At 67.6% G+C, this 17,044-nt stretch carries 16 protein-coding genes; 6 read left to right on the plus strand and 10 right to left on the minus strand.

Annotated features, from left to right (window positions below; genetic code table 11):
- Positions 1-18: 18 nt before the first annotated feature.
- Both ACK6C6_RS10050 and ACK6C6_RS10055 read left to right on the plus strand, forming a co-directional pair.
- On the plus strand, positions 19-1,335 hold the full coding sequence (locus tag ACK6C6_RS10050) for an MFS transporter (protein WP_409267172.1): 1,317 nt from the start codon (positions 19-21) through the stop codon (positions 1,333-1,335).
- Between the two features lie 275 nt (positions 1,336-1,610).
- Entirely contained in the window at positions 1,611-2,219 is a 609-nt protein-coding gene (locus ACK6C6_RS10055) for a hypothetical protein (protein ID WP_409267173.1), read from the plus strand.
- Between the two features lie 21 nt (positions 2,220-2,240).
- Here the strand turns inward: ACK6C6_RS10055 and ACK6C6_RS10060 are convergent, their stop codons facing one another.
- The gene (locus tag ACK6C6_RS10060) at positions 2,241-2,300 is read right to left on the minus strand and encodes a malate:quinone oxidoreductase (RefSeq protein WP_292041249.1); all 60 of its coding nucleotides are present in this window, start codon (positions 2,298-2,300) and stop codon (positions 2,241-2,243) included.
- Positions 2,301-2,335: 35 nt separating this feature from the next.
- The gene (locus ACK6C6_RS10065) at positions 2,336-3,031 is read right to left on the minus strand and encodes a trimeric intracellular cation channel family protein (protein ID WP_409267174.1); all 696 of its coding nucleotides are present in this window, start codon (positions 3,029-3,031) and stop codon (positions 2,336-2,338) included.
- 107 nt (positions 3,032-3,138) lie between these two features.
- Here ACK6C6_RS10065 and ACK6C6_RS10070 point away from each other — a divergent pair, with 107 nt between their 5' ends.
- Positions 3,139-3,630, plus strand: coding sequence for a GNAT family N-acetyltransferase (locus tag ACK6C6_RS10070; RefSeq protein WP_409267175.1), 492 nt, complete (start codon positions 3,139-3,141; stop codon positions 3,628-3,630).
- An 11-nt stretch (positions 3,631-3,641) separates the two neighbouring features.
- Here ACK6C6_RS10070 and ACK6C6_RS10075 read toward each other — a convergent pair whose 3' ends face one another.
- Positions 3,642-4,682 carry an alpha/beta fold hydrolase gene (locus tag ACK6C6_RS10075; RefSeq protein WP_409267176.1) on the minus strand — a complete coding sequence of 347 codons (1,041 nt, stop codon included), beginning with the start codon at positions 4,680-4,682 and terminating at the stop codon, positions 3,642-3,644.
- Between the two features lie 211 nt (positions 4,683-4,893).
- On the opposite strand from ACK6C6_RS10075, the gene ACK6C6_RS10080 reads away from it, so the two are divergent.
- Positions 4,894-5,268, plus strand: a complete 375-nt coding sequence (locus ACK6C6_RS10080; RefSeq protein ID WP_292041160.1) for a DUF2784 domain-containing protein — start codon at positions 4,894-4,896, stop codon at positions 5,266-5,268.
- A gap of 3 nt (positions 5,269-5,271) precedes the next feature.
- On the opposite strand, the gene zwf is transcribed toward ACK6C6_RS10080, so the two are convergent.
- Complete coding sequence (gene zwf / locus ACK6C6_RS10085; protein WP_036217597.1) at positions 5,272-6,738, minus strand: glucose-6-phosphate dehydrogenase; 1,467 nt, start codon at positions 6,736-6,738, stop codon at positions 5,272-5,274.
- A gap of 425 nt (positions 6,739-7,163) precedes the next feature.
- Here zwf and ACK6C6_RS10090 point away from each other — a divergent pair, with 425 nt between their 5' ends.
- Positions 7,164-8,300: an MBL fold metallo-hydrolase gene (locus ACK6C6_RS10090; protein ID WP_409267177.1), complete on the plus strand. Its 1,137-nt coding sequence runs from the start codon at positions 7,164-7,166 to the stop codon at positions 8,298-8,300.
- 19 nt (positions 8,301-8,319) lie between these two features.
- On the opposite strand, the gene ACK6C6_RS10095 is transcribed toward ACK6C6_RS10090, so the two are convergent.
- From ACK6C6_RS10095 to ACK6C6_RS10105, 3 genes are all read right to left on the minus strand, one after another.
- A complete protein-coding gene (locus ACK6C6_RS10095; RefSeq protein WP_209586510.1) occupies positions 8,320-8,910 on the minus strand; it encodes a methyltransferase domain-containing protein in 591 nt (196 codons plus the stop codon).
- A 31-nt stretch (positions 8,911-8,941) separates the two neighbouring features.
- Positions 8,942-10,366, minus strand: a complete 1,425-nt coding sequence (locus ACK6C6_RS10100) for an APC family permease (protein WP_409267178.1) — start codon at positions 10,364-10,366, stop codon at positions 8,942-8,944.
- Between the two features lie 150 nt (positions 10,367-10,516).
- A complete protein-coding gene (locus tag ACK6C6_RS10105; RefSeq protein ID WP_209586512.1) occupies positions 10,517-11,410 on the minus strand; it encodes an alpha/beta fold hydrolase in 894 nt (297 codons plus the stop codon).
- A 209-nt stretch (positions 11,411-11,619) separates the two neighbouring features.
- Here ACK6C6_RS10105 and ACK6C6_RS10110 point away from each other — a divergent pair, with 209 nt between their 5' ends.
- Positions 11,620-14,124 (plus strand): TonB-dependent receptor plug domain-containing protein, encoded by a 2,505-nt coding sequence (locus ACK6C6_RS10110; RefSeq protein ID WP_409267179.1) that lies wholly within the window; start codon positions 11,620-11,622, stop codon positions 14,122-14,124.
- A gap of 128 nt (positions 14,125-14,252) precedes the next feature.
- Here the strand turns inward: ACK6C6_RS10110 and ACK6C6_RS10115 are convergent, their stop codons facing one another.
- Genes ACK6C6_RS10115 through ACK6C6_RS10125 form a run of 3 tightly spaced genes read right to left on the minus strand, consistent with a single transcriptional unit; the run spans position 14,253 to position 16,930 of the window.
- On the minus strand, positions 14,253-15,056 hold the full coding sequence (locus ACK6C6_RS10115) for a hypothetical protein (RefSeq protein ID WP_409267180.1): 804 nt from the start codon (positions 15,054-15,056) through the stop codon (positions 14,253-14,255).
- A gap of 3 nt (positions 15,057-15,059) precedes the next feature.
- Positions 15,060-15,764 carry a hypothetical protein gene (locus tag ACK6C6_RS10120; RefSeq protein WP_409267181.1) on the minus strand — a complete coding sequence of 235 codons (705 nt, stop codon included), beginning with the start codon at positions 15,762-15,764 and terminating at the stop codon, positions 15,060-15,062.
- Positions 15,764-16,930: an exo-alpha-sialidase gene (locus tag ACK6C6_RS10125; protein WP_409267182.1), complete on the minus strand. Its 1,167-nt coding sequence runs from the start codon at positions 16,928-16,930 to the stop codon at positions 15,764-15,766. The genes ACK6C6_RS10120 and ACK6C6_RS10125 overlap by 1 nt, the downstream gene beginning before the upstream one ends.
- Positions 16,931-17,044 lie beyond the last annotated feature (114 nt).

Below are 17,044 nucleotides of genomic sequence, written 5' to 3' on the forward strand. Positions count from 1 at the left end.
ATGAGAGGGGAAACGACGATGTCCACGATGACGGCGACAGTTGAGCAGGGTATCCAGGCGGCCGGCGTCGGCCGCTTCCAGTACCGGCTGTTCGCCATCTTCGGCCTGGTCTGGATGGCCGACGCCATGCAGGTGCTCTCGATCGGCTTCAGCGCACCGTCGATCGCGCAGACCTTCGGCGTGCCGCTGCCGGAAGCGCTGCAGACCGGGACCTCGTTCTTCGTGGGGATGCTGGTCGGCGCCTTCTGCTTCGGCCGCCTCGCGGACCGCATCGGGCGCCGGCCGGTACTGATGGCGGCGGTGCTGATCGATGCCTGCTTCGGGGTTGCCTCCGCCTTCGCGCCGGACCTGGGCTGGCTGCTGGTGCTGCGCTTTCTCACCGGCGTCGGCGTCGGCGGCACCCTGCCGGTGGACTACACGATGATGGCCGAGTTCCTGCCCAGCGACCGGCGCGGCCGCTGGCTGGTGCTGCTCGAGTCGTTCTGGGCCGTCGGCACCATCCTGCTGGCCATCCTTGCCCTGGTGGCGCAGCAATGGGGTGAGGACGCCTGGCGCGTGATCTTCCTGGTCACCGGCCTGCCGGCGCTCGTCGGGGTCGTCTTGCGCCTGTTCGTGCCCGAGTCGCCCATGTACCTCAACCGCAGCGGCAAGGGGCAGCAGGCCCGCGCCGTGCTGGCGCGGGTGGCCGCGGTGAACGGCCGCCAGGTCGAGATTCCGCCGCTGGCGCCGGACACCGGGGGCAAGCAGCCGCTGTCGGCGCTGTTCGCCGGCACGCTACGGCGCCGCAGCGTCTCGCTGTTCCTGGCGTGGATGCTGATCTCGGTCGCCTACTACGGCGTGTTCGTCTACCTGCCGGTGCGCTTGAGCAGCGAGGGATTCGGCTTCATGCGCGGACAGGAATTCCTGATCCTGCTGGCGCTGGTGCAGCTGCCGGGCTTTGGGCTGTCGGCCTATGGCGTGGAGCGCTGGGGACGCAAGCCGACCCTGGTCGGCTTCCTGCTCCTGAGCGCCGCCGGCTGCATGGCCTACAGCCTGGGCAACGCCACCTGCCTGGTGGTCGGATCCACCCTCCTGATGAGCTTTGCGCTGCTGGGCACTTGGGGCGCGCTGTATGCGTTCACGCCCGAGGTGTACCCGACCGACCTGCGCGCCAGCGGCATGGGCACGGCCGGGGCGATTGCCCGGTTCGGGGGCCTGTTCGCGCCGGCGATCGTCGCGCCGGTGATGGCGACCCATTTCACGCTCGCGCTGGGAATGCTGGCCGGCTTCCTGCTCCTTGCGGCATTGGCGATCCTGTGCGTGGACCTGGAATCACGCAACCGGGCTTTGGAATAAGGCTGGCGCGCAAGGACGCCTTCAATGTGGTTTTCTGGCGCTGATGGTGACGACTGGATTTCTGGCCACCCAGCGCAAACAGATTTTTAGAAATCTAGTAGAAATTTCCTTTCGTTCAATGCACTATTGTTGCTCGTCCGAACGCGCGTTTGCAGGCGAACCGGAGTCAACGCAGTACCTATTTTTGCCGCGAGGCGGCCGCGCTTACCTTGACCAAGGCGAGTTGCTGCAGGCAATCCGCAAGAAGACGATGAAGGAAGGAAAGACGTTCTGACATGAAGCCGTTTGCCATCATCAGTCGCGCCATGGCGGCTGCGCTGCTGCTCATCGGAGGCGGCGGGGCCGCGCAGGAAGCAACGAATGCGGGGGAGGCATCCGCCGGCGCCACGCCGCCCAAGCGGATCGCCGGGTTCGGCTCCGCCGAGGCGGCTTTGCCGCGGCGCCTGGCGACGCCCGAGGCGGCGCGCGTGTTCCGCCAATACGATGCCGCCGGCGGCCAGTCGATCCAGCAGCACCTGGCCCTCATCTATGCCGCCGTCCCCGAGTTCAGGAGCGATGCCGGCGCCACCGGGCGCCCGCTCGGCGACGGCATCGTCGGCCCGGTGACCCTCAAGTGGCTGGCGCGCTTCTGCCGCGACTACGGCATCATCGCCACCGGACCAGCCTTCGAGCGGGTGGTGGTGACCTCGCTCGAACGGGTCGCCTCGTTCGCGCGCGCCCATCCAGACTGGCTGGAGATCCTCGGAAGCAAGGATTTCGACGACTGGATCAACGGCCAGCCGGCGCCGCAGCGTGTGGAAAGCCTCAAGATGCGGCGTGCGGGCGACGCGTCCCAGGTGAACGCGCTGATCGAGCTGTACCTCAAGAGCCGGACGGCACCGTAGTAGGCACTACGCCAGTCACGCCTACATCGGCGGCGAACCGACCGAGGCCTTGCCGTAGACGTTCGCGTGATGCTGGTTCACGAGCTCCGGGATGGTGGCTACCGGGAACTGGCCACTCAGCGGTATTCGCCGTGCTTCGGGTCCTTCGCTTCGTCGTCGGGCTGGTCGGGGTGGCGCGCGGTCGGCAGGTGCCAGCCGAAGCGGATCGCCGCCAGGCGCAGGCCGAAGCACAGCGCGGCGCCGGCAATGGCGGTGGGGGCGGCGGCCCATTGCAGCGCGTCGCCGAGGACGACGACGCTGGCGCCGGCCAGCGCGGCGACGGCGTAGATGTCGGAGCGAAATACTGCCGGTACGTCGTTGAGCAGCACGTCGCGGGCGACGCCGCCGCCGATGCCTGTCAACATGCCGAGCAGGGCGGCCGCCCATGGGTCGGCGCCGAACACCAGCGCCTTTTGCGCCCCGGCCACGCAGAACAGCGCCAGACCGGCGCCGTCGAAGATCAGCACCGGATTGCGCAGCCGGTTGACGACCGGATACCAGAAGAAGATGACCAGGCCGGCCAGCAAGGACACGGCCATGTAGCGCCAGTCCCGGATCGCGGCCGGCGGGGTCGCGCCGATCAGGAGGTCGCGCACGATGCCGCCCGAGTTGGCGGCAACGAAGGACAGCACCAGCACCCCGAAGATGTCGAGGCGGCGGCGGGCGCCGGCGATGGCGCCGCTGAGGGCGAAGACGAAGGTGCCGAACAGGTCGAGGGTCAGCACCAGGGTCTTGATGGCGGCTCCCACGTCGAGAGCGAGTACGGGTAACACGTGGATCCTTGGTTCGTGATGGCGGGACAATGCCCGGCATGGTAGCGCAGATTGCGTGCGCCTGTGGCCGAGTCCGCTACCGGATATACTGCCCGGAAACATCCACCATGCCCAGGCTTCCCGCCATGTCTCTTGCCGCCCTGCACATCCGTCCCGCCCTGCCGTCCGACGAGGACTTCTTCCTGGCCCTGTACCGCTCGACCCGCGACGACCTGCTGGGCCTGCTCGCCGATCCGCGCTACATCGAGGGCATCGTCGCCATGCAGCGGCAGATGCAGGTGGCCGGCTACCGCAGCAGTTATCCCGAGGCGGTATACGAGGTGCTGGAACTGGACGGCGTGCCGGTGGGCCGCCTGGTGACGGCGAGCGTGCCGGGGGCGATCCGGGTGGTCGATATCGCCGTCATGCCAGACGCGCGCGGGCGCGGTGTCGCCGGCGAGGCGCTGCGCCGCCTGCAGCGCCGGGCAGCGCTGGAGGGGCGCGACCTGACGCTGGCGGTGCGCACCGACAATTTTGGTGCGCGTCGCCTGTACGCGGCGCTGGGCTTTACCGTCGAAACCGAAGAGGAGCTCCGCCTCCAAATGCGCTGGCGGCCCTGAGCGCGTCCGCGCTATTGAGTTTTCCGTGCGCCAGCGAGCCAGTCGAAGATCGCCGGCCAGATGCGCGCATGGGCGCTGTTCCCGACCAGCACGCCCACGTGCTGCAGGTTGACGCCGACATCGCCCTCGTAATGCAGCAGGCACTTGCGCTCGCTCCCTGCGGCCTCGTGGAAGGGACGCATCGAGGCCTCGGGAATCAGCTTGCTGCGCGGGTCGAGCACGCTGACCAGGGGCGCGCGCAGGTCTTGCGGACCGATACTCCGCGCGCCGATGCGCAGCTTGCCCTGCATGAACTCGTCCTTGCGGTAGAGCTGCTCGACCAGTTCGGTGAACAGCCGGCCCGGCAAGGGGAATTCGTCGTGGGTCCAGCGCTCCACCCGCATGTGGGTGGCAAGCAGTTGCGGGTTGGCGAGCGACAGCCAGCGGTCCATCATGCGCTCGTACTGGAAGGCATGCGGCTCGGCGATGGCGCTCATCATGTTCAGGAATACGCCCGGCACCTGGCGGAAGGCGTCTGCGATCGGGCGCGCATGCGCCGTAGCGTCGATCAGCGGCGTGAAGCAGCAGGATGACTTCTCGACATGCAGGGGCGATTCCAGCAGCACCGTGGCATCGACCCGATCCGGGTGCAGGCAGCTGTAGATCGCCGCCAGGATGCCGCCCAGCGAATGGCCGGCGATGCTCAAGCTGGCCTTGCCGCTATCAATCTCGATGGCGCGCTGGCAGGCGGCCAGCAGGCGGTCGCCATAGTCGTCCAGGCCGAAGCCCTCGTCTTCGCCGTCGTCGGGAAGCGGCGTCCACTCGGCCTGGTAGACCTGGTAGCCTCCCTCCATCCAGCGCCGCACGACGCTGATCTCGGGCGCCAGGTCCCAGATGTAGGAACGCTTGATGGGCGCGGGGACGAGCAGCACGGCGGGGCCGTCCGCGCCGGCGCCGCCGAAGCGGCGCAGGTTCAGGCCCGGTTCGCTGTGCAGGACCGTGAACGGGGTTTCCTGCGGACCGTAGCCGGCGCGATCCAGCAGCTTGCCGCGCGCCTGGCGGCTGCGGTCCATGTTCTTGAGTAGATTTGCTCCAAGCGAAGCAAACGAGGGCAGAGCAAGGGCTTGCGGAGTCAAGGCGTGCATGGCGTTTTCAATGGGTTCGAAGACCAGCAACTGTACGCCGCCTTGCGAGCGGCTTCAATCGCGCACGCGTCGAATGGCATGGGGGCTTGCGGCGTATTAAACTGCTCGTCTAGATCGTTTCCTGGAAGACCGTTCAAGCATGGTCTATCGTTTCCTTGCGGATGCGGTGCTGCTGGTGCACCTCGGTTTCATCCTGTTCGTCGTGTTCGGCGCCTTGCTGGTGTTGCGCCGGCCGCGCCTGCTGCCGGTGCACCTGGCGGCGGCCGCCTGGGGCTTCGGCATCGAGGTGCTGGGCGCGGTCTGTCCGCTGACCCATGTGGAGAACCGGATGCGCCTGCTGGCTGGAGAGTCCGGCTACAGCGGCGGCTTCATCGACCATTACCTGTTGCCGCTGATTTATCCGGGGGAAATGACGCGCGGCCTGCAGCTGGGGCTGGCGGCCGGCGTGCTCGTCATCAATGGCTTGCTGTATGCGTGGATCCTGCGCGCGCGGCGCAGGTCCTTGCCGTCCTAGGGCTTACTCGACCCAGGCAAAGCCGTCGCGCGCCAGCAGCGCGAAGGCTTCCGCCGGGCCCCAGGAACCGGCCGCATACGGATGCGGCTTCTCGCCCAGCGTGCTCCAGCCTTCGATGATCGGGTCGGCCCAGGCCCAGGCGGCCTCCAGCTCGTCGCGGCGCATGAAGTGGGTCAGGCGGCCGCGCACCACGTCGATCAGCAGGCGCTCGTAGGCTTCCGCGCGGCGCTGTTGAAATGCCGACTGCAGGTCGAGGTTCAGGGCCACCTGCTGCATCTGCATGCCGCTGCCGGGCTGCTTGGCCATGATCTGCAGCTTGATCGCTTCTTCGGGCTGCAGCTCGATCACGAGGCGATTGGCGACGCCACCCGGCATGTCGGGGAACAGCGGGAAGGGCGGATTGGCGAATTCCACCACGATCTTCGAGGAACGGCGCGCCATGCGCTTGCCGGTGCGCAGGTAGAACGGCACCTTGGACCAGCGCCAGGTGTCGACGTGGGCGCGCAGGGCCACGAAGGTCTCGGTCTTGCTGTCCGCGGGGACGTTCTTTTCCTCGAGGTAGCCGCCCACTTCCTGATTGCCGCTGACGCCATGCACGTACTGGCCGCGGACCGTGTCGCGCGCGATGTCGGCCAGCGTGAGGCGGCGCAGCGAGCGCAGCACCTTGAGCTTCTCGTCGCGCACCGCGTCCGGCGACAGGGAGGTAGGCGGCTCCATGGCGACGATGCACAGCAGCTGCAGCAGGTGGTTCTGGACCATGTCGCGCATCGCGCCGGTGCTGTCGTAGAAGCCGGCGCGGCTGCCGACGCCGACTTCCTCGGCCACCGTGATCTGCACGCTTGAGATGTTCGGCGCACGCCACAGCGGTTCCAGGATCGAGTTCCCGAAGCGCAGCACCATCAGGTTCTGCACGGTCTCCTTGCCGAGGTAGTGATCGATGCGGTAGATCTGCGATTCGGCGAAGTGCTTGCCGACCGCTTCGTTGATCTCGATGGCGGACTCGAGATCCTGTCCCAGCGGCTTTTCCAGCACCACGCGCGCCTTGGCGTCGACCAGGCCGGCGTCGGCCAGCTTGGCGCAGATGGTGGTGAACAGGGCCGGCGCCGTGGAGAGGTAGAACACGCGCTGCGCGCCCGGGTGGGCGGCCGCCGCCAGGGCGCTGAAGTCGGGCGCGGCCTGGACGTCGAGGCGCACGTATTCGAGCAGCTGCAGGAAGCCGTCCCAGGTCTTCTCGTTGAAGTTGGCTGCTGCGATGAAGGAGCGCGAATTCTCTTCGACGAAGCGGAGATAGGCATCGCGGTCGAACTCCTGGCGCCCGGTCGAGATGATGCGGGTCTGCCCCGGCAGGTTGCCGTGCAGGTAGGCCATGTAGAGCGCGGGAAGCAGTTTGCGCATCGCCAGGTCGCCCATGCCGCCGAAGATGATCATGTCGAGGGGAAGCGCGTTGTCAAGGTCGGTCGAAGAAGTCATAGTGAACAGCCAAATAAGGTGCCGGAAAAGTTAAAGAGGTCGCTGTCGCTCCGGCACCTGGTGCCGGGCTGATGCGCCGCCGCTGCCTCCCTACGGTAGCAGAATGACAGCGGATGCGCACGGGACGTCCCGCTTGTGGCCAGACGGGAGCACCCGGGGCGGTGGATGGGCCGCGGGCACCGCCAGCGTTCGCGCTGGGCCCTGTAGCTTACATCCTGGGCAACAATAAGGAAATGGCAAAATGGGGATTGCCATTCTGGCGCGGCGTACGGCATGTGCATTTGTTGTCTTTTATGCAAATATTATTTGCACCCAGGCCGCTATGTGCAAATCTTGTTTGCACTGCCCGGGATGCTTCCGCTACTGCGCCGGAAGCATCCCACGTCTTCCCTTATACTCGTCTTTTTCAAGCGTTCACCTCCTCCATGCCCCTGCCAGTCCGCCTTGCCCTGCCGGGCGCCGTCCTTGCCGCCTCCCTGCTTGCAGGCTGTGCGCAAGTCAATCCCTACTATGACGCGAGCAAGCCGCATCACCGGCCCGAAGGCTTCGCCAACAACTACCCGCCGAACCCCGCCTACCAGCGGCCGAAAGTCGGCTTCTTCGAGGGCTGGGCCGGGCGCATCAGGAACTGGAGCTCGGACGGCTCGGAACGCCTGCCCCTGGCGCCGGTGCCGACGGTGGCGGCCGACCTGGGCTACATCCATGCGAACAAGACCGAGCCGGCGCTCACCTGGATCGGCCACGCGAGCTTCCTGCTGCAGACCGGTAACGGCGTGAACATCCTGCTCGACCCGGTGTTCGACGAGCGCGCGTCGCCCCTGTCCTTCGCCGGCCCCAAGCGCCAGCAGGCGCCGGGCGTGGCCCTCTCGGCGCTGCCGCACATCGATGCGATCCTGATCAGCCATTCGCACTACGACCACCTGTCGCTGGCATCGCTGCGCGCGCTGTACCGGCAGAAGGGCGGCGCGCCCATGCTGTACGCGCCGCTGGGTGTCGACCTGTGGCTCGCGCAGCACGTGACCGAGGGCGACCGCTCGCGCATCGCCCGCTTCGACTGGTGGGACAAGGCCAGCTTACGCGGCCTGGAACTGCAGTTCCTGCCGGTCCACCATTGGTCGGCGCGCGGCTTGTACGACCGCAACGAAACCCTGTGGGGCGCCTGGGCCGTGACCCGTCCCGGCTTCTCCTTCTTCTTCTCGGGCGACCTGGGCTATTCGAAGGACATCCAGGACATCGCCGCCCGCTATCCCGAAGGCTTCGACCTGGCCGCGATCGGGATCGGCGCCTACCAGCCGGTGTGGTACCGCAACTCGCACGTCAGTCCCGACGAGGCGATTCGCATCCACCGCGAGCTGGGCGTGCGGCGCAGCGTGGGCATGCACTGGGGCACCTTCCCGATGGGCCAGGAACGCATCGACCAGGCGCCGCGCGACCTCGCGATCGCGCGCCAGGCCCAGGGCGTGAGCGAGGAAGCCTTCGGCGTGCTGCGCATCGGCGAAACCCTTCGCGTGCCGCCGCAAGCTGCGGCAACGGCGGCGGCGCCAGCGGCTACCAGCCCTTGACCGGCTAGCGCTCGGCCGTTCAGGCCTTCACGGCTTTCTTGTTGGCCTGGGTAATGGTCCAGAAATAGATGGTGCGGCCGTCCACTTCGTCCTTCTTCTCGGGCGGCCATTCCGGTCCCATGTCGAAGGCGTGCGACACCACGCGGGTGCCGACCTTGAGCTGCTGCCACAGGCGAGGCCGCAGCTTGACGTTCACCGACGGCAGCAGGTAAAGCGTCACCACGGTGGCCGGCGAAACGTCGGCCTGGAACAGGTCGCCCACCTTGAAGTTGACGCGGTCGGCCACGCCGGCGGTCTTCGCATTCTCCTTCGCCTCGGCGATGCGCACCGGGTTCAGGTCGATGCCGGTGCCGCGCGCGCCGCGGTTCTTGGCCGCGGTCACGACGATGCGGCCGTCGCCGCAGCCTAGGTCGTACAGCACGTCGCTCTTGCCGACCTTGCCCATCTCGAGCATGCGGTCGACCACTTCCTGGGGGGTGGGCACGTAGGGTACGTCGAGGCGCTCTGGCTCGGCCAGGGCTTGCGCGTGCGCGTGGGTCGGCAGCAGGATGGTGCCCGCGGCGGCGGCGGCGGATAGCAGCAGGGTACGGCGGCGTTCGTCGGTTTGCATGTGGACTCCTTCAGGTGGCTCAGTTGCTTGGTCAGGGAACGGATCTTGTCTTGGCGGCCTCAGTGCCATCCTTGCGGTCGAGGAAAAGCAGCAGCAGCGATCCGCTGGCGAGCACGGCTACCCCGATCCAGGCCGCGTTCAGCCCTCCGAGCGACTGGCTGTACACGTAGGACAGGCTGGACCAGAGCATGTAGCCGCAGGTGGCGCAGAACAGCAGGGGCAGCAGGGGATAGAGCGGCACCCGGAACGGACGCGGCAGGTCGGGCTCGCGCCGGCGCAGCACGAACAGCGACACGCCGCTGAGTAGGAAGAACAGCCAGAACACCGGCGCGGTGAACTCGACCATGGCCTTGAAGCCGCTGCCGAAGGCGACGCCGATGCCGACCAGCACCAGGGCGGCGGCGCACTGGATCGACATCGCCACCGTCGGGGTGCTGTTGGCGTCGTTCCACTGGCCGAGCTTGCGGAGGGAATGCCAGTCGCGTCCCATGGCGAAGCCGGTGCGGGCCCCGACGATCATGGTGGCATTGATCGAGGTCAGCGCCGAGATCGCGACCAGTATCGAAATCACTTTCTCCCCCGAGGCGCCGAAGGCGATGCCCATGACGTCGGCCGCCAGCGCCTCGGAGCTGGCCATGCCCTGCATGCCGAGCACCTGCAGGCAGGCCCAGGTGACCATCAGGTAGAGGGTCGTGATGATCAGGATCGACAGGGTGAGGGCGCGCACCATGCTGACGGCGCCGCCGCGGATCTCGGCACTGATGTAGGCCGCCTCGTTCCAGCCACCGTAGGTGAGCAGGACGAAGACCATGGCCATGCCGAACGAGACCGGCGCCGCCGCGTCCGCCGTGGCAAGCGCCGGCGCCGCGGCCGGGGCGCCGTCGGTGAAGAAGGCGGCCGCGGCCACCAATAGCAGGAGGCCGCCGATCTCGGCCAGCGTCAGCCACATCTGGGCGCCGGCGCCGGTACGCAAGCCCTGCAGGTTGACGAGCGACAGCAGGACGATCACCGCGCAGGCGTAGGCGGTGGCGCCCCAGCCCGCGGGCAGGAAGCTGAGCGGCACGGCCTGCTGCATGTAGTCGCCGAACACGAAAGCCAGCAGCGCGATCGAGCCGGTGGTGATCACCGCGAAGCGGGCCCAGCCGAACAGGAAGGCGGTGGCGCGGCCGTAGGCGCGGTGCAGGAAATGGTAGTCGCCACCCGGATGCGGGTAGGCGGTGGTAAGTTCGGAATAGCACAGGGCGCCCACCAGCGAGACCAGGCCGCCCAGGATCCACATGGCGAACATCCAGTCGGCACTGCCGCTGAGGCCGGCAACGATGGAAGGCGACTTGAAGATGCCGGCGCCGATGACCACGCCGACGATCAGGGCAACTGCCTGACGCAAACCCAGCAGCCGGCGCGGCTCGGTGCCGTCGCCGGTCGATGCAAACAAGTCCTCATCTGTGCGGTCCATGTGGTGCCGATCAAAGTGATGGAGGGAACTTTGCCGGCGAAGAGCGTACCGGCCCATAGCGCATCGTGCACAGGGCCGCGAATCCAGGCGCGCGGTCCTGCGCCGAGGATTATAGGGACGTGTTTTTGGGCGTGGCGCGCGCCTGAACCATCACTCCGACAGGAACGGCAGCGCCCGCGCCAGCAGCGCCTCGGGCGCTTCCTCCGGGATGTAGTGGCCGCAGTCCAGGGCTTCGCCCTCGACCCGCGTCGCCACCTTGCGCCACTCCAGCAGCGGATCGAAGCAGCGCTGCACCACGCCTTGCGCGCCCCACAGGGCCAGCAGCGGCGTCTCGATGCGCCGCCCGGCGGCGCGGTCGGCCCGGTCGTGTTCCAGGTCGATGCCGGCCGCAGCCCGGTAATCCTCGCAGATGCCGTGCGCCGTGCCGGGCAAGGACAGGCAGCGCGCGTACTCGGCCAGCGCGCGCGCATCGAAAGGCGCCAGGCCCGCGCTGCGCCGGCCCATCACGTCGCGCAGGTAGGCGCCCGGGTCGGCCTCGATCAGGCGTTCGGGCAGCGGCGCCGGCTGGATCAGGAAGAACCAGTGCCAGTAGGCGCGCGCGAAGGCCTCCGTGGCGCCTTCGTACATGGCCAGGGTCGGCGCGATGTCCAGCAGCACCGCGCGCTCCACGGCCTGCGGATGGTCCGCGACCAGGCGGTGCGCCACGCGCGCACCGCGGTCGTGCGCCATGACGCGAAAGCGTTCGAAGCCGAGATGGCGCATGCTTGCCAGCATGTCGGCGGCCATGACCCGCTTGCTGTAGTTCGCATGGTCGGGTGCCCCTTGCGGCTTGGACGAGTCGCCATAGCCGCGCAGGTCGCAGGCGACCACGGTGAAGTGCTGCGCAAGAAGCGGCGCCACCTTGTGCCAGATCGCGTGGGTCTGCGGGTGGCCGTGCAGCAGCAGGAGCGGCGCACCGGCGCCGCCGCTCACGCCGGCGATCGTGATGCCGTCGTCGGTCACGGCGGTAAAAGGGCGAAAACCGGGAAACAAGGGGTCGTGCATACGCGGATCCTGGCTGGTAAAGATGAAAGTGTAGCAAGCGTAAGGCATCCGGGCCTTACAGCAGCCTGACGCGGGCCGGCTGTTGTAAATATGCTCAACTGCAAGTTTTACGAATTGACATCCTATTGTGTGCCCAGCAGTATCGAACAAGCAATAAGCGGCGCCTGGTCCCGGCGCGGTAAGAACCTATAACAAGAGGAAAACCCAAGATGCAGAAACACGACACCAAAAAGACGGTCCTGGCCCTTGCCATCGCTTCCTTGTTCACCGGCGCCCACGCGCAGGACGCCGCGACGGGAACGCCCGCGGCAAGCGACCCGGCGGCTGCCGCCACGGTGGTGGTCACCGGCACCCGCGTGGCCAACCGTACCGCCCTGGATACCGCCGCGCCGGTCGACATCATCTCGTCGGAGACGCTGAAGAACGTCGGCACCACCGAAATGAACCAGGCCCTGTCGATCGCGCTGCCTTCGCTGAACTTCCCGCGGCCGGCCATCACCGACGGCACCGACACCATCCGTCCCGCCACCCTGCGCGGCATGGCGCCCGACCAGACCCTGGTGCTGGTGAACTCGAAGCGCCGCCACGCATCCTCGCTGGTGAACGTGAACGGCTCGATCGGCCGCGGCTCGGCGGCGGTGGACATGAACACCATTCCGACCGCGATCGTGAAAAGCGTCGAGGTGCTGCGCGACGGCGCCGCCGCCCAGTACGGGTCGGACGCGATCTCGGGCGTGGTCAACCTGCGCCTGCGCACCGACCGCGAAGGCGGCGAAGCGAGCGTCACCTACGGCGCGCGCAAGACCGAATACGAGCTGTGGAACGACGTCGCCCCCGCCGGCGCCACCTGGACCGCGCCCGCCAAACGCGAACGCACCGACGGCCAGACCGGCACCGTCAGCATCTGGAAGGGCCTGGCCCTGGGCGAGACCGGCCACCTCACGCTCGCCGGCGAATACAAGAAGCAGGAGCGCACCGAGCGCAGCGGCTACGACATGCGCCAGCAGTACCCGCGCCTGGCCAATGGCGCCTTCGATCCGCGCGAACTGACCATCAACCGCTTCAACGCCTGGTACGGCGAACCGGAGATGGAGCAGGTGACCTTCTTCGCCAATGCCGGCAACGACCTGGGCGGCGGCGTCAAGCTGTACGGCTGGGCGAGCTACCAGAACCGCTTCGCGCGCTCGGGCGGCTTCTTCCGCCCGGCCCAGGATGCGCGCAACATCCCCTCGATCTATCCTGACGGCTTCCTGCCGATCATTGCGCCGACGGTAAACGACTTCTCCGCCACCGGCGGTGTGACCTGGCAGGCCGGCAGCTGGGACATGGACGCCTCGCTCGGCTACGGCAGGAACAAGATGGAGTACGACATCGAGAACACGCTGAACCGCTCGATCGGCCCGAGCAGCAAGCGTACTTTCTATGCCGGCGGCTATGCCTATGACCAGCTGGTGTTCAACCTGACCGGCGTGCGCACGCTGGAGGTGGCGGGCTTCGCCTCGCCGCTGAACATCGCGGTCGGCACCGAGGCGCGCCGCGAAGGCTACGAGCTGTTCGCGGGCGAGCCGGATTCCTGGCGCGCCGGCCCCGAGATCCTGCCGAACGGCACCCCGGCCGCGCCCGGCGCCCAGGTGTTCCCGGGCTTCCGCCCGTCCAACGAGGTCGATGCGCACCGCAGCGCGATCGGCGCTTTCGTCGACCTGGAAGCGAACATCACGCCGCAGTTGCTGGCCTCGGTGGCGGTGCGCGGCGAGCACTACACCGACTTCGGCAACAGCCTGGCCGGCAAGCTCTCCGGCCGCTACGACTTCAGCAAGGCCTTCGCCCTGCGCGGCGCCATCCAGAACGGCTTCCGCGCGCCCTCGCCGCAGCAGCAGAACTTTACCGCGACCTCCACCAACTTCATCAACGGCGTGCCCTTCGAGATCACCACCTTCCGCCCGACCGACCGGGTGGCCGTGGCGCTGGGCGCCAAGCCGCTCGAAGCGGAAAAATCGGTGAACGCTTCGCTGGGCGCGGTGATGCGCTTCGATCCGTTCAGCATCACCGTCGACGCCTACCGCATCGACATCGAGGACCGCATTATCCTGTCCGAGAACCTGACCCAGGCGAACGTACGCAACTACATCATCTCGCAGGGGATCACGGGCGTGGGCGGCGGACGCTTCTTCATCAACGGCGTCGATACCCGCACCCAGGGCGTGGACGTGGTGGTGAGCTGGCCGATGAAGACCGCCAATGCCGGCAACTTCGACTTCACCGTGGCCGGCAACTTCACCGATACGAAGGTGACCAAGGTGCCGGTGACGGCGCAGCTGAGCGCCCTGAACCCGGCGCCGGTGCTGTTCGACCGCCTGAACGTGCTGTCGCTGGAGAAGGGCCAGCCGGAGAACAAGCTGAGCGCGAACGTGAACTGGAAACTGGGCCAGTGGGGCGCGACCTTCCGTGCGACCCGCTACGGCAAGGTGCTGTCGCCGGGGACCACCGCGGCGCTGGACTTCTGGATGGATCCGAAGACCCTGGTCGACATCGAAGCGCGCTATGCGTTCACGCCGAAACTGAGCCTGGCTTTGGGTGCGGACAACCTGTTCGACCAGTATCCGGAGACCCAGCCGCCGGCGCTGAACACCACCGGTAACACCCCATTCGCGAACTATGCGCCGTTCGGACGGGCAGGGCGCTTCATCTACGCCCGCATGAACTACGGCTTTTAAATGTAGGGTGGGCGGCTATGCCGCCCACGCGGTGATTGTTGGCGGCTCCGCTCTCGTGCCGGATAATCTTGCTGCAAGCTATCACCGCGTGGGCGGGAAGACCCGCCCACCCTACAATATGGAACAGATCAGTTGACGACCGCTCCGGCGCCGGCGCTCAGCATCCAGCCGTTCATCAAGAGGAACAGCATCCACAGCGCGAACAGCGTCGACACGCGGCGCATGTCGGCCGGATTCTCGAACAGCGGTGCGCGCTTGTATGCAACGCCCACGAAATAGGCGCCGAACACGGTCGCCATGTAGTGGACCGCGCCGAACATCTCGCCCAGCTCGCCCTTGCGCGGATGGTCGACCAGCAGGTGCGACAGCGCCACCAGCACCAGGTAGGGCACCGAGGCCGACAGCGGCGGCAGGTACAGGCCCATCTTCTCGATCCAGTCCTGTACGCCCGGCTTGAAGCGCGCCACCAGCGGCAGGATCAGGTTGTGCGTGATGCCGGTGATGAAGATCAGCTTGAGCAGCACGTTCTTGTGCAGGCTGCCGTCGCCCATGGCCAGGTTGTGGATGTTGGTCTCGCCCTGGCGGTTATTCTGCAGGAAGAATTCCGAGGACTGGATGTTCAGGATGCGCTGGAACCAGCTGATCTCTTCCATTGCCGCCAGCGCGCACAGCAGGCTCAGGCCGCCCAGGGTCAGCAATTCCATGACGCCGCGGTCGCTGCGCTTGAGGCGTTCGAAGAACGCGAAGCCGAGCAGGCCGGCCAGCGCCATGAAGCACAGGAACTGCATCCATTCGACGATGCCGTCTTCCACCAGCAGGCGGTCCATGCTGGCCGGGTTGCCCGCCAGGGCCACCGCGAGCAGCAGCACGAATGCGTTGATGACGATCCCGGTGGCGATGACGGGATGGAGATACCACTTCTTGTTTGCCACAGACTACTCCTTCATTGATGAAATCGGTTCGGCGCCGGCAGGATGCAGCACCGGCAGCTCCGCTTCGGCGCTGGCCAGCGCTCGGTGCGCGCGGGCGCGCAGCAGGACGCGCAGGGCCGCGCCCAGCAGGGTGACCAGGGCCCAGCCCCACAGCAGCGGGTCGAGCAGCGCATCCCACAGGTTCCCGCTCGGCAGGCGCGCGAACGAGAACAGGGCCAGGGCGCCCAGGATCGCGGCGGTTTGCAGGGGGAAGCGGCCGCGCGTGGCGGCCAGCGCGCAGATGGCGGCCAGCAGCACCGCGCCCAGCGCCGCGCGCCCGCCGAAGCCGGCGTAATAATAGCCGCCCGCGATCAGGCCGAAGGCGTCGAGGTAGAGCAGCAGGCCGGTCACGGCGAGCGCCGCCGCGAGCGGCACCGGCAGCGCGGCCGGGACCGCACCGGAAGCCTTGCGCCAGCGCGCATGCAGCTTGAGCAGGCACAGGCCGGCCAGCAGGGCGCTCGGATACTGGAAGGCCAGGCCCATGTGCCAGGCCGGCGAGGCGGCGCCCGGCAGGGCCATCAGCAGCAGGCAGGCTGCCACGGTCGCGCCCAGCGCGCGCCGCGGCAGGCGCCAGGACGCGGGCCACAGGCCGACCAGAATGGCGGCCAGCACCAGCGCCCACGCCAGGCGGGCATACACGAATTGCAGCGAAAGATCGGGCAGGGTCACTAGATGGTTTCTCCAATGCTGATCCGGTACCGGTGATGCGCGATCGCCTGGCGCTGGAAGGTATACGTGATGTGCAGTTCGCGGCCGACCTGCTGCATGGTGGGATAGGAAAACTCGTCGCCCTTGCCGCCGCTGGCCACGTCGGCCACGGTGCGCCAGGTGTGGCCGTCTTTCGAGAGAGACAGGCGCAGCAGGCTGCGCGAGCCGCCGCCGGGCGCGATATGGTTGTGCAGCATCAGGAATTCGCCATTGGCCAGGCGCAGCACCGCCATCGAGGTGTTCTCGTTGTTCAGGTCGAGGGCCGGAAGGTCTTCCCAGCTGGCGCCGCCGTCGCGGCTGCGGGCATGCTGCACGCGGCGCTCGTCGCTGGCGTCGCGCATCCAGGCGCGCACCTCGGTAGTGGACACCGGGACGATGGCCGGCTGCAGCGTGGTGGTGCGGGTGCCGATCCGCCCCAGGCCGGTAGGCTCGCCGTCCGGGCCGAAGGCCATCATCATCGGGTACTTGATGCCGATCTCGAAATACACCGGCAGCCACCAGCCGCCGTCGACCAGTCCCACCGCGTTGGTGCGCACCAGCACGCTGGTATTGAACAGCGGCGACATCGGCAGCACGCGCTTCATGGCGAAGCTGGCCCCTTCATCGACGGAGACCAGGTGCGCCACGCGCGACGCCGCCCATCCGCCCAGGCCGGTGGCGACCACGTACAGGTGGATCCGGCCGTCCGGGCCGGTCCAGGCCACCGGGTTGCCAATGCGGCGCACGCCGAAGCCGAGGGCCTTGCCGAGCGTTTCGCGGCTGGCGACCATCCAGGGCTCGCCCCATTTGCCGTTCTGCCATTGCGAGGCATAGACCTTGACGTCCGGTCCGCTCTCGCGGCTACCGGCCCACCAGAAGGTGATCATGCGGTCGCCGGGCAGCGTCGCCATCGCGCTGGCATGGGCCGAGGGCGTATTGCGCGGCATCGGGATCAGGGAGCGCGACAGTTCGGACAGGGCCACCCGTCCCGGCACCACGGCCTGCACCGTGGAAGGGGCGGCGGCGGCCCGGGCGCGGCTCCAGCGCACCGTCTCGGCGCAGGCGATGGCCAGCACCACGGCGGCGCAGGCAATGGCGGTACGGCTGCGCGTCATCTTCATCTTGCGCGCGTGCGGGGATCGTTCCATACACTTCCGGCGAGCCGGGCTGGGCCGGTCCGCGACACTGGTTATCGTATTGATGAGCTGCGGGGTAAAAGCCGGCTGGGCTGTACCGAGCAAAGGCGCTATCCTACAGGAAAG

The sequence above is a fragment of the Massilia sp. BHUDP2 genome (assembly GCF_046236355.1).
GTDB lineage: Bacteria > Pseudomonadota > Gammaproteobacteria > Burkholderiales > Burkholderiaceae_D > Telluria > Telluria varians.